24 protein-coding genes are annotated in these 22323 nt (G+C 69.6%); 12 read left to right on the forward strand and 12 right to left on the reverse strand.

Translation table 11 applies throughout. The features are described 5' to 3' along the window. Positions 1–124 precede the first annotated feature (124 nt). Entirely contained in the window at positions 125–1930 is a 1806-nt protein-coding gene (gene thiC / locus DNK56_RS00470) for a phosphomethylpyrimidine synthase ThiC (protein WP_111329606.1), read from the reverse strand. 199 nt (positions 1931–2129) lie between these two features. Between thiC and DNK56_RS00475 the strand changes: the two genes are divergently transcribed. Continuing rightward, on the forward strand, positions 2130–3461 hold the full coding sequence (locus DNK56_RS00475) for a YibE/F family protein (RefSeq protein ID WP_111329608.1): 1332 nt from the start codon (positions 2130–2132) through the stop codon (positions 3459–3461). A gap of 78 nt (positions 3462–3539) precedes the next feature. Here DNK56_RS00475 and DNK56_RS00480 read toward each other — a convergent pair whose 3' ends face one another. The 4 genes from DNK56_RS00480 to DNK56_RS00495 form a co-directional block, all read right to left on the reverse strand. After that, positions 3540–3977 (reverse strand): SsgA family sporulation/cell division regulator, encoded by a 438-nt coding sequence (locus tag DNK56_RS00480; protein WP_111329610.1) that lies wholly within the window; start codon positions 3975–3977, stop codon positions 3540–3542. A gap of 101 nt (positions 3978–4078) precedes the next feature. Then, positions 4079–4849, reverse strand: coding sequence for an IclR family transcriptional regulator (locus tag DNK56_RS00485; protein ID WP_330239568.1), 771 nt, complete (start codon positions 4847–4849; stop codon positions 4079–4081). A 232-nt stretch (positions 4850–5081) separates the two neighbouring features. After that, positions 5082–5297 (reverse strand): DUF5326 family protein, encoded by a 216-nt coding sequence (locus DNK56_RS00490; protein ID WP_158558501.1) that lies wholly within the window; start codon positions 5295–5297, stop codon positions 5082–5084. Between the two features lie 130 nt (positions 5298–5427). Next, on the reverse strand, positions 5428–5745 hold the full coding sequence (locus DNK56_RS00495; RefSeq protein WP_111329612.1) for a cupin domain-containing protein: 318 nt from the start codon (positions 5743–5745) through the stop codon (positions 5428–5430). A 68-nt stretch (positions 5746–5813) separates the two neighbouring features. Between DNK56_RS00495 and DNK56_RS00500 the strand changes: the two genes are divergently transcribed. The 5 genes from DNK56_RS00500 (at position 5814) to DNK56_RS00520 (ending at position 10167) form a co-directional block, all read left to right on the forward strand. Beyond that, positions 5814–6191 (forward strand): phage holin family protein, encoded by a 378-nt coding sequence (locus DNK56_RS00500; RefSeq protein ID WP_111329614.1) that lies wholly within the window; start codon positions 5814–5816, stop codon positions 6189–6191. Between the two features lie 86 nt (positions 6192–6277). Beyond that, on the forward strand, positions 6278–7408 hold the full coding sequence (locus tag DNK56_RS00505; protein WP_111329616.1) for a cystathionine gamma-lyase: 1131 nt from the start codon (positions 6278–6280) through the stop codon (positions 7406–7408). Positions 7409–7634: 226 nt separating this feature from the next. Continuing rightward, on the forward strand, positions 7635–8531 hold the full coding sequence (locus DNK56_RS00510; RefSeq protein ID WP_111329618.1) for a LysR family transcriptional regulator: 897 nt from the start codon (positions 7635–7637) through the stop codon (positions 8529–8531). Positions 8532–8594: 63 nt separating this feature from the next. Continuing rightward, positions 8595–9074, forward strand: a complete 480-nt coding sequence (locus DNK56_RS00515) for an NUDIX domain-containing protein (RefSeq protein ID WP_111329620.1) — start codon at positions 8595–8597, stop codon at positions 9072–9074. 214 nt (positions 9075–9288) lie between these two features. Next, complete coding sequence (locus DNK56_RS00520; protein ID WP_111329622.1) at positions 9289–10167, forward strand: GNAT family N-acetyltransferase; 879 nt, start codon at positions 9289–9291, stop codon at positions 10165–10167. Between the two features lie 38 nt (positions 10168–10205). On the opposite strand, the gene DNK56_RS00525 is transcribed toward DNK56_RS00520, so the two are convergent. Next, positions 10206–11471, reverse strand: a complete 1266-nt coding sequence (locus DNK56_RS00525) for an MFS transporter (protein ID WP_111329624.1) — start codon at positions 11469–11471, stop codon at positions 10206–10208. Between the two features lie 138 nt (positions 11472–11609). Between DNK56_RS00525 and DNK56_RS00530 the strand changes: the two genes are divergently transcribed. Genes DNK56_RS00530 through DNK56_RS00540 form a run of 3 tightly spaced genes read left to right on the forward strand, consistent with a single transcriptional unit; the run spans position 11610 to position 13744 of the window. After that, on the forward strand, positions 11610–12071 hold the full coding sequence (locus DNK56_RS00530; RefSeq protein ID WP_111329626.1) for a MarR family winged helix-turn-helix transcriptional regulator: 462 nt from the start codon (positions 11610–11612) through the stop codon (positions 12069–12071). A gap of 30 nt (positions 12072–12101) precedes the next feature. Continuing rightward, complete coding sequence (locus DNK56_RS00535; protein ID WP_111329628.1) at positions 12102–12554, forward strand: GNAT family N-acetyltransferase; 453 nt, start codon at positions 12102–12104, stop codon at positions 12552–12554. A gap of 26 nt (positions 12555–12580) precedes the next feature. Next, a complete protein-coding gene (locus DNK56_RS00540) occupies positions 12581–13744 on the forward strand; it encodes a winged helix DNA-binding domain-containing protein (RefSeq protein WP_111329630.1) in 1164 nt (387 codons plus the stop codon). A gap of 111 nt (positions 13745–13855) precedes the next feature. Here the strand turns inward: DNK56_RS00540 and DNK56_RS00545 are convergent, their stop codons facing one another. Then, on the reverse strand, positions 13856–15247 hold the full coding sequence (locus DNK56_RS00545; RefSeq protein ID WP_111335299.1) for a serine hydrolase domain-containing protein: 1392 nt from the start codon (positions 15245–15247) through the stop codon (positions 13856–13858). Between the two features lie 109 nt (positions 15248–15356). Then, on the reverse strand, positions 15357–16835 hold the full coding sequence (gene dnaB / locus DNK56_RS00550; protein WP_111329632.1) for a replicative DNA helicase: 1479 nt from the start codon (positions 16833–16835) through the stop codon (positions 15357–15359). A gap of 459 nt (positions 16836–17294) precedes the next feature. Here dnaB and DNK56_RS00555 point away from each other — a divergent pair, with 459 nt between their 5' ends. Next, positions 17295–18632 (forward strand): MATE family efflux transporter, encoded by a 1338-nt coding sequence (locus DNK56_RS00555; RefSeq protein WP_111329634.1) that lies wholly within the window; start codon positions 17295–17297, stop codon positions 18630–18632. Between the two features lie 95 nt (positions 18633–18727). On the opposite strand, the gene rplI is transcribed toward DNK56_RS00555, so the two are convergent. The 4 genes from rplI to rpsF all read right to left on the reverse strand — a co-directional run bounded on the left by rplI (position 18728) and on the right by rpsF (position 20424). After that, positions 18728–19174 carry a 50S ribosomal protein L9 gene (rplI, locus tag DNK56_RS00560; RefSeq protein ID WP_111329636.1) on the reverse strand — a complete coding sequence of 149 codons (447 nt, stop codon included), beginning with the start codon at positions 19172–19174 and terminating at the stop codon, positions 18728–18730. 18 nt (positions 19175–19192) lie between these two features. Next, complete coding sequence (rpsR, locus tag DNK56_RS00565; protein ID WP_003967857.1) at positions 19193–19429, reverse strand: 30S ribosomal protein S18; 237 nt, start codon at positions 19427–19429, stop codon at positions 19193–19195. Positions 19430–19473: 44 nt separating this feature from the next. Then, positions 19474–20061 (reverse strand): single-stranded DNA-binding protein, encoded by a 588-nt coding sequence (locus tag DNK56_RS00570; protein ID WP_111329638.1) that lies wholly within the window; start codon positions 20059–20061, stop codon positions 19474–19476. Between the two features lie 72 nt (positions 20062–20133). Further along, a complete protein-coding gene (gene rpsF, locus DNK56_RS00575; protein WP_018101872.1) occupies positions 20134–20424 on the reverse strand; it encodes a 30S ribosomal protein S6 in 291 nt (96 codons plus the stop codon). A 278-nt stretch (positions 20425–20702) separates the two neighbouring features. On the opposite strand from rpsF, the gene DNK56_RS00580 reads away from it, so the two are divergent. Then, positions 20703–21017: a hypothetical protein gene (locus tag DNK56_RS00580; RefSeq protein WP_111329640.1), complete on the forward strand. Its 315-nt coding sequence runs from the start codon at positions 20703–20705 to the stop codon at positions 21015–21017. Between the two features lie 187 nt (positions 21018–21204). Further along, a complete protein-coding gene (locus DNK56_RS00585; RefSeq protein WP_111329643.1) occupies positions 21205–22323 on the forward strand; it encodes a lipid II:glycine glycyltransferase FemX in 1119 nt (372 codons plus the stop codon).

Raw genomic sequence — 22323 nt, forward strand, 5'->3', positions numbered from 1 at the left:
GCCGGCGCCGCGTACGAGCTACCGCAAGCGCGCGGAGACGCGGACGTCCGGCAGAAGCAGGCGACCAACGGGCTCAGGTGTCCGGCCCGGCGACAGGGCCGGACACCTCGGTCGCGTACGCGCGTCAGTCGGCCAGCGGCAGATAGACCCGGTTGCCGCTCTCCGCGAACTCACGCGACTTGCGGAGCATGCCCTCGGCGATCTCCTCGGCCGTGGCCTCCGCGCCGTCCCGGCCGCTGTCCTGGCCGCCGAACTGCTCGGTAATGCTGTGGCTGATCTTCATCGAGCAGAACTTCGGCCCGCACATCGAGCAGAAGTGCGCCGTCTTGGCGGGTTCGGCCGGCAGCGTCTCGTCGTGGAACTCCCGTGCCGTGTCCGGGTCGAGCGCCAGGTTGAACTGGTCCTCCCAGCGGAACTCGAACCGGGCGTCCGAGAGCGCGTCGTCCCACTCCTGCGCCCCCGGATGGCCCTTGGCCAGGTCGGCGGCATGGGCGGCGATCTTGTAGGTGATGACGCCGGTCTTCACATCGTCCCGGTTCGGCAGCCCGAGGTGCTCCTTGGGCGTCACGTAACAGAGCATCGCCGTGCCCCACCAGGCGATCATCGCGGCGCCGATGCCCGAGGTGATGTGGTCGTACGCCGGCGCGATGTCGGTCGTCAGCGGGCCGAGCGTGTAGAACGGCGCCTCCTCGCAGATCTCCTGCTGGAGGTCGATGTTCTCCTTGATCTTGTGCATCGGGACATGGCCCGGACCCTCGATCATGGTCTGCACCCCGAACCGCTTGGCGATCGTGTTCAGCTCGCCGAGCGTGCGCAGTTCGGCGAACTGCGCCTCGTCGTTGGCGTCCGCGATCGAACCGGGACGCAGCCCGTCGCCCAGCGAGTACGTCACGTCGTAGGCGGCGAGGATCTCGCAGAGCTCCTCGAAGTGCTCGTACAGGAACGACTCCTTGTGGTGCGCCAGGCACCAGGCCGCCATGATCGAGCCGCCGCGGGAGACGATGCCGGTCTTGCGGCGCGCGGTGAGCGGAACGTACGGCAGGCGCACGCCGGCGTGCACCGTCATGTAGTCCACGCCCTGTTCGGCCTGCTCGATGACGGTGTCCTTGTAGATCTCCCAGGTCAGTTCCTCGGCCCGGCCGTCGACCTTCTCCAGGGCCTGGTAGAGGGGGACGGTGCCGATCGGTACGGGTGAATTGCGAAGTACCCACTCACGGGTGGTGTGGATGTTGCGGCCGGTGGAAAGGTCCATGACCGTGTCGGCACCCCATCGGGTCGCCCAGGTCATCTTGTCCACCTCCTCCTCGATGGAGGACGTCACCGCGGAGTTGCCGATGTTGGCGTTGACCTTCACCAGGAACCGCTTCCCGATGATCATCGGCTCGATCTCCGGGTGGTTGACGTTCGCGGGCAGCACCGCGCGGCCGGCGGCGATCTCCTCGCGCACCACCTCCGCCGCCACGTTCTCCCGGATCGCGACGTACTCCATCTCCGGGGTGATCTCGCCCCTGCGGGCGTACGCGAGCTGGGTGACGGGCGCACCGTCCCGGCTCCGCCGCGGCCGCCGGGGCCGGCCGGGGAAGACCGCGTCCAGATTGCGCAGCCCCCCGCGCGGCGTGGTGTGCTTGAGCCCGTCGTCCTCGGGGCGGGCGGGCCGGCCCTCGTACTCCTCGGTGTCGCTGCGGGCGATGATCCAGTTCTCCCGGAGCGGTGCGAGCCCGCGACGGACGTCGGTCGCGGTCGCCGGGTCGGTGTACGGCCCGGACGTGTCGTACAGCGTCACGTCCTTGCCGTTGGTGAGGTGCACCTGGCGGACCGGCACCCGGATGTCGGGGCGCGGCCCCTGGACATATCCCTTGTGCCAGCCGATGGACTTCCCGGCCTCGTCACCCTGAGAGGAGGCAGGCGTGCGTGTGTCCGATGTGGTCATGAGACCTACTCCCTACGCCGGCATTACCCGGTAACAGGTTCGGCGGTCGGCGCAGCGATTCCCGTACGTACGGACGTACGGTTTCAGCGCCCTCTCAGCCCGGTGCTCCGAGCTCCCGCGTGTGCAAAGGTGCCACCACGCTAGCCTCCGCACGGGCGGGCTGAACAGAGGGCCCCTTCCTCCTTGCGATGATCGGCCGGTGACGCCCCCTCCTCACGACTCAGAACCGCAGGGCCACCAGCACGGCCACACGCACAGCCACGGCCCCGCCGCACCCGTCTCCGCCCGTCTGCGCAGGGTGATCGCCGCGGTGCTGATCCCCTTCGCGGCCGCCGTGCTCGTCGGTCTCGTGGCGCTGTGGCCGGGCAGCGCGCCGGCGCACGAACGGACCGGGGTCGGCTTCGACCGGCAGACCCAGCAGGGGAAGGTGGTGAGTGTCGTCAGGATCGACTGCCAGGACGTCAACGCCTCCCAGCTGCCCGTCGACGCCGGAACCGCCCCGCCCGGGGAACGGCCGGCGACCGGCCGCGGTCTCTGCGGGAAGGCAACCGTCGAGGTCACCAGCGGTCCGGACGAGGGACGCCGGTTCGCCGAGGTGGTCCAGCCGGACGCGCCCCGGCAACTGCGCGCGGGGCAGGGGGTGGTGGTGGCGTACGCCCCCGACGCGCCCCATGACCTCCAGTACTCCGTGACGGATGTGAACCGGAAGTTTCCGCTGGTGCTGCTGGCCGGCATCTTCGCCGTCGCGGTGGTGCTCGTGGGCAGGATGCGCGGGGTCATGGCCCTGGTGGCGCTCGCCCTGTCGTTCGCCGTGCTGACGTTCTTCATCCTGCCGGCCATACTGCAGGGCTCGAACCCGCTGCTGGTGGCGGTCGTCGGAGCAGGCGCGATCATGCTGATCGCGCTCTACATCTGCCACGGGCCGACCGCCCGCACCTCCGTCGCCGTCATCGGCACCCTGGTGTCACTGATGCTGATCGGGCTGCTCGGCTCGCTCTTCGTCGGCTGGGCGAGTCTGAGCGGGAACACCGACGACAACACCGGTCTCATCCACGGCCTGTATCCGCACATCGACATGAGCGGCCTGCTGCTGGCCGGTGTCATCATCGGCTCGCTGGGCGTGCTCGACGACGTCACGGTCACCCAGACCTCGGCGGTCTGGGAACTGCGACAGGCGAACCCCACCATGAGTACGCGGCAGCTCTACCGGGCAGGGATCAGGATCGGACGCGATCACATCGCCTCCGTGGTCAACACCCTGGTGCTCGCGTATGCGGGCGCGGCCCTGCCCCTCCTTCTCCTGTTCACGGTCGCGCAGAGCAGCATGGGAACAGTCGCCAACAGCGAGCTGGTGGCGGAGGAGATCGTGCGCACGCTCGTCGGGTCGATCGGGCTGGTCGCCTCCGTGCCGGTGACGACCGCGCTCGCGGCGGCGGTCGTCTCCGCGGACCGCACGGGGATCGGCGCGGAAGCCATGGCTTCGGCACCCGTACGGGCCGGCCGGGGCCGGCGGCGGCGGGCGAGGTCCTGACCGAACGACGGAGGGTGATTCACCCGATCGGCAGATGTCCTGTTCGAGTGGCATGAATGCCCGTGGGCAGGCTCCCTCTCAGCCGGCGTTCTGCTCTTCGGTCAGGATGCGACCCAGCGCCTCCTCCAGGTTGCCGTCGAAATCACCCAGCGTGCACTCCTGTCCGAGCGGCACGAGCTTGTCCGTACGGTCGAGGAAGGCGACCAGCGGTGCCGTACCCGCCCGGAAGAGCGCACGGTCGGCGCCGACCTGCAACCGGATGTGGACATCGGACAGGCCCTCGGGCTCGGTCGGCGCGATGTGCACATCGCCGTCACCGCTGGGGCTGTTGAGGCCGTCGAGCAGCAGCTCGCGGCCGAAGGCCCAGGTGACGGGGGCGTCGCCGGGCAGATGGAAGGTCATCCGGATCGCGTACGGATCGCACACTTCGTACCGGAGCTCCACCGGGATACGGAATGAGAGCTCCTCGGAGACGAGGAAGCTCATCATGACCTCAGCTTGAACCGACTCACGCATCGTTCAACCCCGCAGTAGATGAATCTGGCCAGGAATGATCCCCCATGGCCCTATTGACGCCATCGTGGTGCACGCGATAGCAGATCACAAGGAGTGATTTTTCAGATACTGATAGAGAACACGAACGAACGCAAGAGGCTGGCCACTTCACCGCGTAGCCGTTCGACTGCGGGGAGCAACCGTTCTTCCTCGTGCAGGGGTACGGAAATGGCCATCGCGGCAGCCGTGAATCCGGCCGTGATGGGGATGGCGGCACAGACCGTGCCGAGCGCGTACTCCTGCCGTTCGATGACCGGCTCCGTACGCTCCAGCGAGCGCAGCCGTGCCAGGAACGCCGCACGATCGCGGACGGAATACCTGGTCAGGGGGCGGACCGGGTGCCGGTCCAGGTGATCTTCACGGGCCTTCTCGTCGATCCGGCTCAGCAGGCACTGCCCGATCGCGTGTGCGTGCCCGGTCTCGCGGAAGGCCGCCCATTCGTCGACCGCCGGGCGCTCCGGGCTGTCGGCGACGGCGAGGAGTTCGATCTCGCCCTCGCGGTAGATGGCGCAGTACACGGGGGCCTCGACGATGTCCCGCCAGCGGTGCAGGGACCGGGACAAGGTGCTGCGGCGGTTCTGCAGGGCGCCGTCACCCATCAGCCGTTCGGCGGCGGCGCCGAAGAGGAAGACGCCGTTCTCCCGGCGCAGATAGCCCTCATAGGTCAGGGTGCGCAGCAGGTGGTAGGCGGTGGGGAGGGGCAGTCCCGCTTCCCTCGCGAGCTGTTTGGCCGGGGCCCCGTCGCGATGGGTACCCACAGCCTCCAGCAGCCTCAGCGCCCGCTGCACCGACCCGATGAGCGTCGGAACAGCCGTACTCGATGCCGTGGTCAACGGTCACCCCCAGGCGTGGTGACGGGCGGTCAGCCCGCCCGTGGGGGCCGCCCCCACAGGTCTGCCGCGGAACCGGAGGCCGGATTCCGTACAAACCACTGGTCGGGGTGGTGACTTACGGCGCTTTCCCAGGCGGCGGCAGCGGACTGTCACTGTAACGGCAGCCTTCTGCCCGAGTGCCGATTCGCCTTTCCCTTAGCTCACCTGGGCTAATCCCCCGTCGGGCGTGCGGTCACCACCCGTTGCGTGAGGACGACGACATGAACTTCCGTACGACGAAGACGAGCCCGCCGACCAGGATCACGAAGACCAGAATCTTGAACAGCAGACCGACCACGAACGCGAGCAGGCTGGCGATCAGACCGCCGAACACGACGATCGCGATCACGGGCACCGCGATCCACTTCACCCACCAGGGCATCCCAGCGAATATCTCCCGCACGGCCATCGTCCTTACCTCGTCTCTGTGAGTTCCTGCTTCGATGCTAGAGGCGAAAGGGCGGCCACCGGGGCCTGGGAAGCCCTTGTACTCCCCTGATCGATCCCCTAGGGAACCCGGAGAAGCGCCGGCCGCCGGCTCATCCCTCGGGCGGCGAGAAGACCACCATCACCCGCAGGTCCTCGGTGATGTGGTGGAACTTGTGGGCCGTGCCCGCGGGCACGTACACCACACTCCCTCTTCCCACCTGTGTCGTTTCCATGCCGACGGTGATCGAAGCGCGACCGCTGACCACGAAGTACACCTCGTCCTGGCCGTGCGGCTGCTGCGGGTCGATCTGTCCCGCGTCCAGGGCGTACAGGCCGACCGACATGTTCCGTTCGCGAAGGAACTGCAGGTACGCCCCGTCGTTGGCGGCCCGTTCCGCCTCCAGTTCGTCCAGCCTGAACGCCTTCATGGCCCGTCCGCCCCTTGCCTCTGCTCAGCCGGTGTCCGCCACCGATCATGTCTGCCACGATCAGACACATGAAGAATTTCGTAGTCAAGACGATCGCCAACGCGGGTGCGCTGGCCGTGGCCATCTGGCTGCTCCAGGACATCACGCTGACCGGCGGCAGCACCGGCCGCAAGGCCCTGACCCTGATCCTCGTCGCGCTGGTCTTCGGCCTGGTCAACTTCGTGGTCAAGCCGATTGTGAAGCTGCTCACCCTGCCCCTCTTCATCCTCACGCTGGGCCTGATCACCCTCGTGGTGAACGCGCTGATGCTCCTGCTCACCTCGTGGCTGGCAGGCGTACTGGACCTGAGCTTCCACGTCGACGGCTTCTGGACCGCCGTTCTCGGCGGCCTGATCGTCTCCATCGTGTCCTGGGCGCTGAACGTCGTCCTCCCGGACGAGGACTGAGCCGCCCGGCGGGGCACGCCCCGCGTCCAACCGAAACAGTGCGGCCGGGACCGAGGACCGGCCGGGGAGAGAAGCGAGGACGACACATGAGCACCATGGGCGACGGAACCCGTGCGGTACGCGCGGGCCTGCCGGAACCGCAGCAGTACGAGCCCACCCTCCCCGGACCGGTCTTCGCCGCGCACTACCACCTGTCCGGCGAGCCGACCGGCCCCTATGCCTACGGCCGGGAGACCAACCCGACCTGGACACATCTGGAACGGGCCATCGGGGAGCTCGAAGCACCGGGGGAGAGCGTGGAGACCACCGTCTTCGCCTCCGGAATGGCGGCGATCTCGGCCGTCCTGCTCTCCCGGGCGCGCAGCGGCGACACCGTCGTCCTCCCCGACGACGGCTACCAGGCACTTCCTCTGCTGCGGGCCCAGCTGGAGGCGTACGGAGTCGAGGTGCGGACCGCGCCGACCGGCGGCGACGCACAGCTGGCCGTGCTGGAGGGCGCCAAGCTCCTGTGGATCGAGACGCCTTCGAACCCGGGGCTCGACGTCTGCGACGTACGGCGGCTGGTGGAGGCCGCACACGCCGGCGGCACGCTCGTCGCCGTCGACAACACCCTCGCCACCCCGCTCGGCCAGCGCCCGCTCGAACTGGGCGCCGACTTCTCGGTGGCCAGTGACACCAAGGGCATGACGGGCCACGGCGACCTGCTGCTCGGCCACGTCACCTGCCGCGATCCGGAACTCGCGGCGGGCGTACGGCACTGGCGCAAGATCGTCGGCGCCATCCCCGGCCCGATGGAAGCCTGGCTGGCGCACCGGGCGCTGGCCACCCTGGAACTGCGGATCGAACGGCAGTGCGCCAACGCCCTCTCACTCGCCGAGGCGCTCGCCGGACACCGGGCCGTTTCCGGGCTGCGCTACCCCGGTCTCCCCACCGACCCCTCGCATCCGAACGCGGTGCGGCAGATGCGGCGCTTCGGCTCGGTGGTGTCGTTCGTACTGGCCGACCGGGAGACCGCGGAGCGCTTCCTGGCGGCCCTGCGGCTGGTCGATGACGCCACGAGCTTCGGCGGGGTGCGCTCCACCGCCGAGCGGCGGGGCCGCTGGGGCGGCGACGCCGTGCCGGAAGGGTTCATCCGCTTCTCCGTCGGCGCCGAGAACACGGACGACCTGCTGGCCGATGTCGCACAGGCGCTGGCCGCGGCCACCGGCGGAAACTGACGTCGCGGCCCTGGTCCGCAGCGCGGTACGGGCGGTCCGAGCCTCCCCCCTCGTGGCTCGGACCGCCCTCGGCTCTTCTCGTTCGCCCTCGGAAGAACCGCCTCGACAAGGCTAGTTGACTCTGCGTCAGTGTCCAATCACAGTAGCGGCAGCGACCTATCGACATATTTATCGTTGACCGGGGCGCATCGGATGCGTCACATGGGAGGGCGAGGAGGGACGACACGTGGATCTGGCCCTGCTGCGCACCTTCGTCACCGTGCACCGCGCCGGCTCCTTCACCCGCGCCGCCGCGCTCCTCGGCCTCTCCCAGCCCGCGGTGACCTCGCAGATACGCACGCTGGAACGGCAGCTGGGCCGGCCGCTCTTCCTGCGCCGTGCCCGCGGCGTGACGCCGACGACGATCGGCGACGAACTCGCCCACCGGGCCGCTCCCCATCTCGACGCGCTCGTCGAGATCTCCGAGACCGGCCTCGACGAGGAGGCGGGCGTACAGACCCTGCATCTGGCGGGGCCCCCGGAGTTCCTCTCGCTGCGGGTCCTGCCCGCGCTCACCCCGCTGATCGCCCAGGGCCTCGCGCTGCGCGGTTCGTTCTCCGCCGACACCGACGAGACCCTGGAGGGCCTGGCCGCCGGGCACCACGACCTGGCCGTCGTGACGGCCCGGCCGCGCGGGGAACTGCTCTCCACCACTCCGCTCTGGGACGAGGAGCACGTCCTGGTCGCCGCACCCCGCTGGGCCCGCCGACTCGGTCCGGGAACGCTGCGGCGCAACGGCCCGGTGGTCCTGGAACAGCTCCCCGTGGTCGAGGTGCACGAAAGCCTGCCGCTGGTCTCCCGGTACTGGTCCGCCGTCTTCGACAGCCCGCCCGCGGCCACCGGCACCGTCATCACGCCGGACCTGCGCGCGGTCCTGGAGTGCGCGGCCGCCGGCGCCGGGCTGGCCGTTCTGCCGCGCTATCTGTGCGAAGGCGCATTGGAGCGCGGCGAGGTGGTGGCGCTGCTCGACCCCCCGGTCCCGCCGCTGCGCACCTACTTCCTGGCCGCGCGCACCGGCACACTCGCCCTCCCGCGTCTCTCACGGGCCCACGAAGGGCTGCTCCGGGCCGCCGCCGACTGGTGACATCGCGAACGCCGGACCGCGCCCCGGTGTTTCAGAACGCGTCTCTTGGGCCACGCTTCTGCCATGACCGAACGTCCTGTGGTCAAGCGAACCGCACGTGCCATCCTGCTCGACGGTGACGACCTCATCCTCATCAAGCGCACCAAACCCGAAGTGGACCCGTACTGGATCACACCGGGCGGCGGGGTCGAGCCCGAGGACGCCACCGTGGTCGATGCCCTGCACCGCGAGGTGGACGAGGAGCTGGGCGCGAAGATCACCGATGTGGTGCCCTGCTTCGTCGACACCGTGGAACACATCGAGGAGGGCGGGGTGAAGGGCGTCAAGGTCCAGCACTTCTTCGTCTGCCGCCTCGACTCCATGGACCTGTCCCTGCGCCACGGCCCCGAGATCGACGACCCCTGCGGGGAGTACGACATCGTCCGGGTGCCCTTCAGCCGCGTCGGCATCGCCGCCGTGCACCTGGTGCCGTTGTCGCTGCGGCACTATCTCGACGGCAATATCGAAGGGGTACGCGCCTTGCACGCCGCCGATCTGGGCTGACGCGGCGATCGGTGCGGTGTCTCGGCGCACACGACTCGGCGCAGGCGGCTCGGCACGCATGGTCCGGCGCACGTGGCTCCGCGCGGGTCAGGGCGTCGTGTTTCACGTGAAACCGTGTGTGCCGCCCGCTGTGGCCCAATTTTCGGCTGCGCGTCTCGGCCAGTTCCGGTAAAGCGGTGGACGGGCGATCATCGCGTCGGACAGCCTAACCCGTATGCCCAGCTCACTGCCCCGCCCGCTGTCCGATCTACCCATCCGGCGCCTCACTCGGGACGACTTGGTCGCCTGCGCCGATCTCAGCGAGAACCGCGGCTGGCCTCGCGACGAGGAGCGCTGGGCGCTGCTGCTCGCCGCCGGAACGGGCTACGGAATCGACGACCCCGACAGCAAGGGGCTGATGGCGACCTGCGTGGTGGTCTCGTACGGCACCGGCATGGCTGCCGTGGGCATGCTGCTGGTCGCCGGGCGCCATGCCCGGCGCGGGATCGGCCGGTACATGATGCAAAGGGTGATCGAGGCCGCCGGAGAAACCCCGCTCAGCCTCCACGCCACCTCGGCGGGACGCCCCCTGTACGAGGAGCTCGGCTTCGTCCCGGTGGGGCGCGCCCTCCGGCTGAACGGCTTCTTCCAGGCGCCTGCGGCAACCGGCCCGCTCGGTGACCCGGGGACCGTCGTCCGCCCCGCTTCCGCCCACGATCTGCGGGCCCTGGTGGAACTGGACTCGGTCGTGTTCGGGCTCGACCGGACGCATCTGCTGACCCGGCTCCCCACGTTCGCCGACCATATGAGGGTCGCCGAGAGGGACGGGGAGCTGATCGGATACGCCGCGCTCTCCCCGAGCGCGGCAAACCATGCGGTCGGGCCCCTGGTCGCCGCGGACACGGCTACGGCGAAGCTGCTTCTGGCCTCGCTGGCGGAAGCGACGGACCGGCCACTGCGTGCGGACATCGACGCCCGCCACGAGGACCTGGTCGACTGGCTCGGTGCCTGCGGGCTGGGGACCGGTTCGGAGACCACGGTGATGGTCCTCGGTGGGGACCGGCACGGGGACTGGACCCGGTACTTCGCACCCTTCAGCCTGGCGACGGGCTGACCCCGGGCGCGGACCGGCTCCGGGACCGGGGCCCCGGATCAGCTCCGCGCCGCCGGGATCTGCGCCGGTTCCGGGGTGTGGGCAGGCTCCGGGGTGTCCGCGGGTTCCGGAGTGCGTCCCGGCTCCGGGGTGTGGGTGGCGACGAGCCTGCTCGGGGTGGCCGTACGGCGCTCCAGGGCGCTGGAGACGGCGGCAAGCACCAGGGCCGACGCGGCCAGCGCCGCTCCGACCCAGTTGGGCGCGGTGTAACCGAGGCCCGCCCCGATGACGAGGCCGCCGAGCCAGGCGGAGAGCGCGTTGCCGAGGTTGAAGGCGCCGATGTTCATTGCCGAGGCCAGGGTCGGGGCGCCTGCCGCGTGGTCGAGCACCCGCTTCTGCAGCGGGGGCACGGTGGCGAAGCCGAGCGCCCCGATGAGGACGAGGGTGACGGCGGCCGTGATCTTGTTGTGGGCGGTCCAGGTGAACAGGGCCAGGACCAGGGCGAGGCCGGCCAGCGCCGCATGCAGCAGCGGCATGGTGTGCCGGTCGGCGAGCCTGCCGCCGAGCAGATTGCCGCCGAGCATGCCGACCCCGAAGAGGATCAGCAGCCAGGTGACCGCGGAGGCCGGGTATCCGGCGACCTTCGTCATCATCGGCGTGATGTAGGTGATCGCCGCGAAGACACCGCCGAAGCCGAGGACCGTCATCGCCATGGCGAGAAGGACCTGGACGTTACGGAAGGCGGCGACTTCCTGCCGCAGCCTGACCCCTTCGGCGCGAGGCTGCTCGGGGACGAGCCGGGCCACACCGAGCAGACCGAGGATGCCCAGCGCCGCGACGACGAAGAAGGTGACCCGCCAGCCGGAGTGCAGACCGATGTACGTCCCCGCCGGTACACCGACGACGTTGGCGACGGTGAGGCCGGTGAACATCAGGGCGATGGCTCCCGCCTTCTTCTGCGGAGCCACCAGATCGGCCGCCACCACCGCTCCGATGCCGAAGAAGGCTCCATGGGCGAGCGAGGCGACCACCCGGCCTGCGACCATCACCTCGAAGACGGGCGCGGTCGCGGTGGCCACATTGCCCGCGACGAACAGGCCCATGAGGATCATCAGCATCCGTTTGCGGCTGACCCTGGTGCCGAGCACCGTCATCAGCGGGGCTCCCAGCACCACGCCGAGCGCGTACCCCGTGACGAGAAAGCCGGCGGCCGGGATGGAGACCTGGAAGTCGGCGGCCACCTCGGGAAGCAATCCCATGATCACAAACTCGGTGGTTCCGATTCCGAAGGCCCCGATGGCCAGGGCCAGAAGTGCGAGTGGCATGGGTATACCTTCCCGAAAAATTGCTACTGCGCCTTACATGCGTAGACAATAATTGCAAACGCAAGTTAATTGCAAGCGCGGACTATTGCGGACGTCGGCTACCCTGGTCGTAAGCAGCTCCGGCACGGAGGAGAGACCATGACTGCCACGGACCCGGCCCTGACCGCCCTCTCCCAGGGCTGGATCGCGCTCTCCCTGCTCCACGGCAGGATCGAGAGCCGCATCGAGCGGGCCCTGCAGAGCGGCCACGACCTCAGCGTGCGGGAGTACTCCCTGCTGGACGTGCTCAGCCGGCAGCACAGCGGTCCGGGCGGACACCTCCAGATGAAGCAGGTGGCGGACGCCGTGGGACTGAGCCAGAGCGCCACCACCCGGCTGGTCACCCGCCTCGAGGACCGGGGACTGCTCACCCGGTACCTCTGTGACACCGACCGCAGAGGCATCTACACCGACGTCACCGCCGATGGCCTGGCCCTGCTCTCCGACGCCCGGCCGACCAACGACAGCGCCCTGCGGGCCGCGCTCGACGAGGCCGCCGAGAACCCCGAGCTGGCCCCGTTGGTCAGGGCCGTCGAAGAACTGAAGGCCGTCCCCGTATAGCGGCGGGCCGAACTGCGTAGGCTGCCGCACATGAGCGACCTGGACATACGGCGTGCGACCGCTGACGATCTGCCCGCGATCGTGGCACTGCTCGCCGACGACCCGCTGGGCGCCCAGCGCGAGTCGCCGGACGATCTCGCCCCCTACCGGACGGCACTCCGGCGGCTGGCCGACGACCCGAATCAGCGTCTGATGGTCGCCGTGCGCCGGGAGCGCATCGTCGGGACCCTCCAGCTCACGGTGATCCCCGGCCTGTCCCGGCGCGGCTCGACCCGTTCCCTGATCGAGGGCGTCCGCATCCACGCGGACGAACGGGGGAGCGGCCTCGGTACCCGGCTGATCCAGTGGGCCGTGGACGAGTCGCGCCGCCAGGGCTGCCAACTGGTGCAGCTCACCTCGGACACGACCCGCACCGACGCGCATCGCTTCTACGAGCGCCTCGGCTTCATCGCCAGCCACGTGGGTTTCAAGCTCGCTCTCTGACCTCACCGCGTTCCCTGGGAGTCGCCGTGCAACGCATCAGTGACGAACAACGGCGCATCCGGATCGGCCGCCGCCATCTGCTGACCCCCGAGGCACGGGCCTCGTCGCCCGTGGACGTGGCCGACGCCCTGGTGGCGCTCCACGCGACCGACGCGGCCACGGTGTTCCTGTCCGTCTGTGCCCGCCTCGCCGAACCCGGCGTCGCCGCGGTGGAGCGGTGCCTCTACGAGGACGTCTCGCTGGTGCGGATGCTGTCCCTGCGCAACACCCTCTTCGTCGTATCGGAGGAGACGGCCCCGCACGTCGAGGCCGCCAACGCGCGTGCCGTGGCCGCCAAGGAGCGCCGTACCCTGCTCAAGCACCTGCGGGAGGACGGCAACGGCCTGGACGAACGCTGGCTCGATGAGGCCGAGCGGAGCGCCCTCGCGTTCCTGGACCGGAGCGGACCGGTCTCGGGCAGCGAACTCGCCGCCGGTGTCGCTGCCCTTCGCACCAAGATCACCGTGTTCCCCGGGAAGAAGCAGGAGACGGTCCAGGAGGTCGCGACCCGGGTGATCCGGGTGCTGGCCGCAGAGGGCAGGATTCGCCGGGACCGACCGCGCGGCTCCTGGACCTCCAGCCAGTTCCGCTGGGCGCCGGCCCTCCCCCGGCCGGTCGAGGAGACCGCTCCGGCCCAGGCGGAGCTGGCCCTGCGCTGGCTCCGCGCATACGGGCCGGGCACCGAGGGCGACCTCAAGTGGTGGACCGGGTGGGGGACGCGCGAGGTCCGTACGGCGCTGGCGGCAGCCGGAGCCGTGGAGGTGCGACTCGAAGACGGCGCTGTCGCCTGGGTCGCCCCCGGCGACACGGAGCCCGAGCCCGCCCCCGCCCCATGGGCGGCCCTGCTGCCCGCGCTCGACCCGAGCGGTATGGGCTGGGCGGACCGGGCCTTCCACCTGCCGGCCGAGCACCGGGCAGCCCTCTTCGACCGCTCGGGCAACATCGGACCCACGGTCTGGTGGAACGGCCGGATCGTGGGCGGCTGGGCACAGCGCGGTGACGGCGAGCCGGTGTGGCGGCTGCTGACCGATCCCGGTGCGGAGGCCACGTCCGCCATCGAGACCGAGGCGTCCCGGCTGGCGTCCTGGGTCGGAGACGCACGGGTCACCCCGCGCTTCCGGACACCCCTGGAACGGGAGTTGACGGCATGAAGCAGGGGCCCGGCTGTTCCACGTGAAACAGCCGGATGCCTTCTCTCCTCCGGCCATGACCCGCCGGGCGGCGCCCAGGGCGTGCCGGACGCCGCCCGACAGGCGGGACTTTCAGGACGCGCCCTGGTCCCCCAGTCCGCGCCAGCCCTTCTCGTCCACGCCGCCGGGTACGGCCGCCGCCGGATCGTACGGCTCACGCGTGAAGACGAAGGACCCCAGATCGAGGTGGCTCACGCTGCCGTCCGGGTTCCGCACGATCCGCAGCGTCTCCCCCGCGTAGTAGCCGTCCAGCCCCACCCAGGTGCCATCGGGACGTGCCACGAAGCGGGCGCCCCTGCCCTGGCCGTTCACCTGCCGCAGCTCCAGCCCGCGATCAGCGGTCAAGCGCAGGAGGGTGGGGCGCGTTGCCCAGTACCAGGCACCGGTCAGGGCGAGGAGTTCCGCGTCGATCTCGGGCAGCGGGCGCCACGGCTCCGGGATACGGGGCTCGGCCTCGGCGACGATGTCCACGAGGTCGGCGGCCACCTCACCGATCGCCACCCCGGACGTCGCGTTGACGAGCACCACGGCGGCCACATCGTCCTCGGCGCTCACCCAGAGGGCTGCCAGGAAGCCGGGGAGCGAGCCGGTGTGCCCGATGAAGGTGCGGCCCTTCCGCCGGATCAGCTGGAGCCCCAGGCCGTATTGGTCGAGGCTTGCGGTCTCGGGAGCGGCGGACGGTTGCTTCATCTCCTCGACCGACGCGGCGCCGAGCACCCGGTCGTCGCCCTCGGCGAGAAAGGCGGCGAAGCGGAGCAGATCGGCGGTGGTGGACCAGAGCTGCCCGGCCGGCGCCATCAGCCCCAGGTCCTCCGCCGGTTCGGGAAGCATCGCGTCGGCCCACGGGTGCACCGCCCAGCCGCCCGCATGCGGAGCCCGGGGAAGGGAGCCGGTGCGGTGCATGCCGAGGGGTTCCAGGACCTCCCGCCGCAGTACCTCCTCCCAGGAGGCCCCGCGCACGGCCTCGACCAGCGAACCGAGCAGCGTGTATCCCGGATTGGAGTAGTGGTGGCGCTGACCGGGCGGGTGCATGGCGATCTGCTCACCGAGCACATCCGCGAGAGTCGGGCGCAGGCTGCCGGGGGTCCGCTCCCACCACGGCGCGGTCGTCTCGGCTCCGAGGCCGGCGCTGTGCCCCAGCAGTTGGTGGATGGTCACCTCGCCCGCACCGGTGCCGGGCAGATGCCTCTCCAGCGGATCGGGCAGGTCGAGCAGCCCCTCGTCGCGCAGCCGAAGCACCAGCACCGCGGTGAACGTCTTGGTGAGGGACCCGATCCTGAACTGCGTGTCGGAGTCCGGGGCATGGCCGTCGACACAGCTGCGCGAGCCGTCCCAGACGGTCTGCCCCTGCCGCCGCACCGCGGCGACCAGGGAGGGGGCACGCCCTTCGGCCTGTGCCGTGGCGATGCGGTGCAGCAACGCACGCCGGGTACCGGGGAGCAACGGTTCAGCGGGAGAAGTCATCATCAACAACTACCGCCCGCGCCCCCGGAAGGCGACTCCATTTCCCCGCCACCGCACGGACCCGCCGCGGAAGCAGCTCCGTATCCCCCGTGCCGTGCGTGCGCTTCGATCAGGTCTGGGCCATGTCCACGAAGCGGGAGTAGTGGCCCTGGAAGGCGACCGTGATCGTCGCCGTCGGACCGTTTCGGTGCTTGGCCACGATCAGGTCCGCCTCGCCGGCGCGCGGCGACTCCTTCTCGTACGCGTCCTCGCGGTGCAGCAGGATCACCATGTCGGCGTCCTGCTCGATGGAGCCGGACTCGCGGAGGTCGGAGACCATCGGCTTCTTGTCCGTGCGCTGCTCGGGGCCACGGTTCAGCTGGGAGAGCGCGATGACCGGGAGTTGCAGCTCCTTGGCCAGCAGCTTGAGGTTTCGCGACATGTCGGAGACCTCCTGCTGGCGGCTCTCGGCGCGCTTGGAGCCGCCGGACTGCATCAGCTGCAGGTAGTCGATGACCACGAGCTTGAGGTCGTTGCGCTGCTTCAGGCGCCGGCACTTCGCCCGGATCTCCATCATGGAGAGGTTGGGGGAGTCGTCGATGTAGAGCGGCGCGGCGGAGACGTCCGGCATCCGCCGGGCCAGCCGCGTCCAGTCCTCGTCGGTCATCGTGCCGGAGCGCATGTGGTGCAGGGCCACCCGCGCCTCGGCGGACAGCAGACGCATGGCGATCTCGTTGCGGCCCATTTCCAGGGAGAAGATCACGCTGGGCATGTTGCTCTTGATCGAGCAGGCACGGGCGAAGTCCAGCGCGAGGGTGGACTTACCCATGGCGGGGCGGGCCGCGATGACGACCATCTGACCGGGGTGCAGGCCGTTGGTCAGGGCGTCGAGGTCGGTGAAGCCCGTGGGCACGCCCGTCATCTCGCCGCTGCGGGAGCCGATCGCCTCGATCTCGTCGAGGGCGCCCTCCATGATGTCGCCGAGCGGGAGGTAGTCCTCGCTGGTCCGCTGCTCGGTGACGGCGTAGATCTCCGCCTGCGCGGAGTTGACGATGTCGTCCACATCGCCGTCCGCCGCGTATCCCATCTGCGTGATCTTCGTACCGGCTTCGACGAGTCGCCGCAGGACCGCTCGCTCGTGGACGATCTCCGCGTAGTACGAGGCGTTGGCCGCCGTGGGGACCGACTGGACCAGGGTGTGCAGATAGGGCGCCCCGCCGACCTTGGTGATCTCGCCGCGCTTGACCAGCTCGGCGGCCACGGTGATCGGGTCGGCCGGCTCGCCCTTGGCGTAGAGGTCGAGGATCGCCTGATAGACGGTCTCGTGTGCCGGGCGGTAGAAGTCGTGGGGCTTGAGGACCTCCACGACCTCCGCGATGGCGTCCTTGGACAGGAGCATGCCGCCGAGCACGGACTGCTCCGCGTCGAGGTCCTGGGGCGGCACCCGCTCGAAGCCTGCGGAACCGCCCTCCCAGTCGTGGCTCTCGCGCCCGCGGTCGTGCCGCTCGCCCCGGTCCCGGTCTTCACTCCTGCGCTGGCGGGAGACGGGCAGCCGGTCACTGGGGCCGGTGTCCGCCCAGGGGTCGTCCAAGGGTTCGGGAATGCTCACCCGGCCACCTCCTCCCGTCCGCTCCGCGGACCTAGCCGTGCTCCTCTTTCTTACGGCACGGCACCGACAAACAACGGCCCCGACTCCGGTTCCGGTGTGTCGAGTCCTGCGGTGTCGCAGAGCCGAAACAGGGTGGGGGCGCCGGACTACGGTAGGCGGCTCCGCACCGTCAGCCAATCTGGTTATCCACAGGCCCTGTGGACGAGCGCCCCGATGCTGTGGAGAACTCCGCAGAACCTGTGCACGGACCGGGGGACAGCACTGTGGACAAACTCATAGCCCTCCTGCAAATACCGCCATGACCTGCGGTTTTTCCATCCACGGGCTGTGGGGGAGAAAAAAATTGGCAGTCCGGCCATGATCCTGGCTCGTCCCACGCGGGAGTGACCCACAGCGGAGCAAATGTAAGGACTCCAAGCCGATTGCATCTGTTACCTGTGGAAGATTAGATTGGCTGCCATGACCCAGCCACCGGGAACCCCTTCTTCCCGTCGTCGCCGCCACGACCGCGAGATCATCGCGCTCGCCGTCCCGGCCTTCGGCGCCCTTGTGGCCGAGCCGCTGTTCGTGATGGTCGACAGTGCGATCGTCGGCCATCTCGGCACTCCCCAACTCGCCGGTCTGGCCGTCGCCGCCGCCCTGCTGACGACCGCGGTGAGCATCTTCGTCTTCCTCGCCTACGCCACCACGGCTGCGGTCGCCAGACGGGTGGGCGCCGGTGATCTGGCCGCCGCGATCCGCCAGGGCATGGACGGCATCTGGCTGGCGATCCTGCTGGGGGCCGCCGTCATCGCGCTGACGCTCCCCCTGGCCCCCTGGCTCGTCGAGATGTTCGGTGCCTCTTCGACAGCGGCGCCCCACGCCATCACGTATCTCCGTATCTCCAGCCTCGGCATCCCCGCGATGCTGGTGGTCATGGCGGCGACCGGCGTCCTCCGCGGCCTCCAGGACACCCGGACCCCGCTCTACGTCGCCATCGGGGGCTTCGCCGCCAACGCGGTCCTCAACGCCGCCCTCGTCTACGGCGCCGGACTGGGAATCGCCGGTTCGGCCTGGGGCACGGTCATCGCCCAGGTCGCGATGGCCGCCGCCTACCTCGTCGTGGTCGTACGCGGCGCCCGCAAGCACGGCGCGTCACTGCGCCCCGACGCCGCCGGCATCCGGGCCTGTGCCCAGGCGGGCGCTCCCCTGCTGGTCCGCACCCTGTCGCTCCGCGCCGTCCTGCTCATCGCCACGGCGGTGGCCGCCCGGCTCGGTGACACCGACATCGCCGCGCACCAGATCGTCCTGTCCCTGTGGAGCCTGATGGCCTTCGCGCTCGACGCCATCGCGATCGCCGGGCAGGCGATCATCGGGCGGTACCTCGGCGCGAACGATGCGCAGGGAGCGCGCGAGGCCTGTCGCCGGATGGTGGAGTGGGGCGTCGCGTCCGGCGTGGTCCTGGGCGTGCTGATCGTCCTGGCCCGCCCGCTCTTCGTGCCCCTGTTCACCAGCGACACCGCAGTCCAGGACGCCCTGCTGCCCGCGCTTCTGGTGGTCGCCGCCACTCAGCCGATCGCCGGTGTCGTCTTCATCCTGGACGGTGTGCTGATGGGCGCCGGGGACGGGCCGTACCTGGCCTGGGCGATGCTGCTGACCCTGGCCGTCTTCGCTCCTGCGGCCCTGCTGGTCCCCACGCTGGGCGGCGGGCTGGGGGCCCTGTGGGGCGCGATGGCGCTGATGATGCTCGTACGGATGGCGACGCTCTGGCTCCGTACCCGCTCGGGGAAGTGGCTGGTCACTGGCGCGACCCGCTGACCCACCGGAGTCCGTACCGGGTGTTTCACGTGAAACGGCGAAGGGCCGCACCCTCGGGGTGCGGCCCTTCACTGTTCTGCTGAGGTGCGGCCCGATCAGCCGGCAACGACCTCGATGCCGAGCTTCGCAGCGACCTCGGGGTGCAGACGCACGGACACCTGGTGCCCGCCGAGCGTCTTGATCGGCGAACCGAGCTCGACGCGACGCTTGTCGACGTCCGGACCACCGGCGGCCTTGATCGCCGAGGCGATGTCGGCCGGGGTGACGGAGCCGAAGAGGCGGCCGGCGTCGCCGGAGCGGACGGCCAGACGGACCTTCACGCCCTCCAGCTTGGCCTTGACCTCGTTGGCCTGCTCGATCGTGGCGATCTCGTGGATCTTGCGGGCGCGGCGGATCTGCGCCACGTCCTTCTCGCCACCCTTGGTCCAGCGGATGGCGAAGCCACGCGGAACCAGGTAGTTACGGGCGTACCCGTCCTTGACGTCGACGACGTCGCCCGCAGCACCGAGGCCGGTGACCTCGTGGGTGAGGATGATCTTCATGATTCGGTCACCCTTCCCTTATCGCGCGGTGGACGTGTAGGGCAGCAGCGCCATCTCACGGCTGTTCTTGACTGCCGTGGCGACGTCACGCTGGTGCTGCGTGCAGTTGCCGGTGACGCGCCGGGCACGGATCTTGCCGCGGTCGGAAATGAACTTCCGCAGCATGTTCGTGTCCTTGTAGTCCACGTACTGGGTCTTGTCCTTGCAGAACGCGCAGACCTTCTTCTTAGGCTTGCGCACAGGCGGCTTCGCCATGGTGTTTCTCCTGTGTGATCAAGAAGTGGGGGTACGAACTCCCCCTAGAAGGGGGGCTCGTCCGAGTAGCCGCCGCCGGAGTTACCACCCCAGCTGCCTCCGCCTTGCTGTCCCCCGCCCTGGCCGCCGGCCGGCGCGCTCGTGGCCCACGGGTCGTCGGCGGGAGCGCCGCCACCACCCTGCTGGCCACCACTGGGACCGCCGCCCCAGTTACCGCCGCCCTGCTGGCCGCCGCCGTATCCACCCTGGCCGCCCTGGCCACCGCGACCGGTGGTCTTGGTGACCTTGGCCGTGGCGTTCTTGAGGCTGGGGCCGACTTCCTCGACGTCCAGCTCGTAGACCGTGCGCTTGACGCCCTCGCGGTCTTCGTACGACCGCTGCTTCAGCCGGCCCTGCACGACAACGCGCATGCCTCGCGTGAGCGACTCGGCGACGTTCTCCGCCGCCTGCCGCCAGACCGAGCAGGTGAGGAACAGGCCTTCGCCGTCCTTCCACTCATTGGTCTGCCGGTCGAAGATGCGGGGAGTGGACGCGACACGGAACTTCGCGACCGCCGCACCGGACGGGGTGAAGCGCAGCTCGGGGTCGTCGACGAGATTGCCGACGACCGTGATGACGGTCTCGCCTGCCATGGGTGAACCTCTCGGCGGGGATTTCTTGGCTGCTTGTTGCTACTCGGACCCGATGACCACTGAGCCGGAAGCTCAGTGAATCTCGGGACGGAGGACCTTGGTCCGGAGGACCGACTCGTTCAGGTTCATCTGGCGGTCGAGCTCCTTGACGACCGCAGGCTCGGCCTGCAGGTCGATGACCGAGTAGATGCCCTCGGGCTTCTTCTTGATCTCGTAAGCGAGACGACGACGGCCCCAGGTGTCGACCTTCTCAACCTTTCCTTCGCCCTCACGGACGACGGAGAGGAAGTTCTCGATCAGCGGGGAGACTGCTCGCTCCTCGAGATCGGGGTCGAGGATGACCATCACCTCGTAGTGACGCATGTGGAACCCACCTCCTTTGGACTCAGCGGCCACGGTCGTTCCGTGGCAGGAGGGTCGTGATGCGTTGAGCAACGGTGCCCGAGTAAAACAGCCGCCACTGACAGCGCCCTCGATGAGGAGGAGCGGTCCGTGCCGACCTGGGCAGACACCGGTGCAGACCGACCAGAGTACCCGCAGACCCGCTTCCGGTTGAAATCCGGTGGTCAGGGGACGCAATCTGTACACATCGGGTGTGAGCGGCGCCACAACCGCGCCGCATGTCGGCCAGGAGGTACTCCATGGCACACGTATCGCGGACCCGCCCCTCCGTCTCCCTCTTCGCCACGGACGGCAGGCCCCATCCGCTCCAGAACGGGCTCGTGGTGGTCACGCTCGTGCTGGGCGCCCTCGCCTTCATCACGGCGATGTTCCACAACCTGCATCTGCTCAGCTCATGGGCCGGACTCATCGGCATCCTCACCGGTGGTTACGGCCAGTACATCTCCGCGACGACGCGCGAGAGGTTCCCCCTGATCATCGGCATGGGCGCGTCCGCCATCGGGTTCTTCCTCGGCATGGCCCACGGCGGACTCTTCGGCGGCGTGATCGGCTGACCCCCGCGGTCCCGGTCCGGGCGGCTCCGTCACCGACGGGGCCGCCCCCGCACGCCGACCGCACGCCGGGCGCGGAACAGGTGGTGCGCGACGGGGCCAGACAGCTCGCTTCCCGGCCACAGTAGGCTTCGGCGCGAGAGCCGGAGCCCCTGACCGATGGGGACACACCTGCCGAGGAGCGCCCCGCATGAGCCTGACCCTGAGGACCATCAGCCGAGAGCAACACCTGGCCTACATCCAGAGTCTGCCCGCGGCCAGTCACATGCAGGTCCCGGCATGGGCGGATGTGAAGGCCGAGTGGCGCTCGGAGAGCCTGGGCTGGTTCGACAAGACCGGCCAGCTCGTCGGCGCGGGCCTGGTGCTCTACCGGCAGCTCCCCAAGATCAAGCGGTACCTGGCCTATCTGCCCGAGGGCCCGGTCATCAACTGGTACGCCCCCAACCTGAGCGACTGGCTGCAGCCGATGCTCGCGCACCTCAAGCAGCAGGGCGCCTTCTCCGTGAAGATGGGCCCCCCGGTCGTCATCCGCCGCTGGGACGCGGCGGCCATCAAGTCCGGCATCCAGGACCCGGAGGTCAAGCGCCTGCGTGACGTCGAGGCCACCCACATCGAGCCGCGCGCCTTCGAGGTCGCCGACCGGCTTCGGAAGATGGGCTGGCAACAGGGCGAGGACGGCGGTGCCGGGTTCGGCGACGTCCAGCCGCGTTACGTGTTCCAGGTGCCGCTGGCGAACCGTTCGCTGGAGGACGTCCACAAGGGCTTCAACCAGCTGTGGCGGCGCAACATCAAGAAGGCCGAGAAGGCCGGCGTCGAGGTCGTCCAGGGCAGCTACGCGGAGCTGGCCGAGTGGCAGCGGCTGTACGAGATCACGGCGGAGCGCGACCGCTTCCGCCCGCGCCCGCTCGGCTACTTCCAGCGCATGTGGACGGCCCTCAACAGCGAGGACCCCAACCGGATGCGGCTCTACTTCGCCCGTCATGAGGGGGAGAACGTCGCGGCGGCAACCATGCTGATCGTCGGCGGCCACGTCTGGTACTCGTACGGCGCCTCCGCCAACCACAAGCGCGAGGTCCGCCCCTCGAACGCGATGCAGTGGCGGATGCTGCGCGACGCGTACGCCATGGGCGCCACGGTCTACGACCTGCGCGGTATCTCCGACTCGCTGGACGAGACCGACCACCTCTTCGGCCTGATCCAGTTCAAGGTCGGCACCGGCGGGCAGGCGGCGGAGTACCTGGGCGAGTGGGACTTCCCGCTCAACAAGCTCCTGCACAAGGCGCTCGACATCTACATGTCGCGTCGCTGA

This window comes from Streptomyces sp. AC1-42W (genome assembly GCF_003248355.1).
Classification (GTDB): domain Bacteria; phylum Actinomycetota; class Actinomycetes; order Streptomycetales; family Streptomycetaceae; genus Streptomyces.

Bases quoted from the DNA above. Each gene is read 5' to 3' on its own strand.
- DNK56_RS00570 (WP_111329638.1), bottom strand. From the start codon at position 20,061: ATGGCAGGCGAGACCGTCATCACGGTCGTCGGCAATCTCGTCGACGAC.
- DNK56_RS00480 (WP_111329610.1), bottom strand. From the start codon at position 3,977: ATGCGTGAGTCGGTTCAAGCTGAGGTCATGATGAGCTTCCTCGTCTCC.
- DNK56_RS00505 (WP_111329616.1), top strand. From the start codon at position 6,278: ATGAGCACCATGGGCGACGGAACCCGTGCGGTACGCGCGGGCCTGCCG.
- DNK56_RS00545 (WP_111335299.1), bottom strand. From the start codon at position 15,247: ATGACTTCTCCCGCTGAACCGTTGCTCCCCGGTACCCGGCGTGCGTTG.
- rplI (WP_111329636.1), bottom strand. From the start codon at position 19,174: ATGAAGATCATCCTCACCCACGAGGTCACCGGCCTCGGTGCTGCGGGC.
- DNK56_RS00530 (WP_111329626.1), top strand. From the start codon at position 11,610: ATGACTGCCACGGACCCGGCCCTGACCGCCCTCTCCCAGGGCTGGATC.
- DNK56_RS00495 (WP_111329612.1), bottom strand. From the start codon at position 5,745: ATGAAGGCGTTCAGGCTGGACGAACTGGAGGCGGAACGGGCCGCCAAC.
- rpsF (WP_018101872.1), bottom strand. From the start codon at position 20,424: ATGCGTCACTACGAGGTGATGGTCATCCTCGACCCCGATCTCGAGGAG.
- DNK56_RS00520 (WP_111329622.1), top strand. From the start codon at position 9,289: ATGCCCAGCTCACTGCCCCGCCCGCTGTCCGATCTACCCATCCGGCGC.
- rpsR (WP_003967857.1), bottom strand. From the start codon at position 19,429: ATGGCGAAGCCGCCTGTGCGCAAGCCTAAGAAGAAGGTCTGCGCGTTC.
- DNK56_RS00585 (WP_111329643.1), top strand. From the start codon at position 21,205: ATGAGCCTGACCCTGAGGACCATCAGCCGAGAGCAACACCTGGCCTAC.
- DNK56_RS00580 (WP_111329640.1), top strand. From the start codon at position 20,703: ATGGCACACGTATCGCGGACCCGCCCCTCCGTCTCCCTCTTCGCCACG.
- DNK56_RS00500 (WP_111329614.1), top strand. From the start codon at position 5,814: ATGAAGAATTTCGTAGTCAAGACGATCGCCAACGCGGGTGCGCTGGCC.
- DNK56_RS00525 (WP_111329624.1), bottom strand. From the start codon at position 11,471: ATGCCACTCGCACTTCTGGCCCTGGCCATCGGGGCCTTCGGAATCGGA.
- thiC (WP_111329606.1), bottom strand. From the start codon at position 1,930: ATGACCACATCGGACACACGCACGCCTGCCTCCTCTCAGGGTGACGAG.
- DNK56_RS00555 (WP_111329634.1), top strand. From the start codon at position 17,295: ATGACCCAGCCACCGGGAACCCCTTCTTCCCGTCGTCGCCGCCACGAC.
- DNK56_RS00535 (WP_111329628.1), top strand. From the start codon at position 12,102: ATGAGCGACCTGGACATACGGCGTGCGACCGCTGACGATCTGCCCGCG.
- DNK56_RS00490 (WP_158558501.1), bottom strand. From the start codon at position 5,297: ATGGCCGTGCGGGAGATATTCGCTGGGATGCCCTGGTGGGTGAAGTGG.
- DNK56_RS00515 (WP_111329620.1), top strand. From the start codon at position 8,595: ATGACCGAACGTCCTGTGGTCAAGCGAACCGCACGTGCCATCCTGCTC.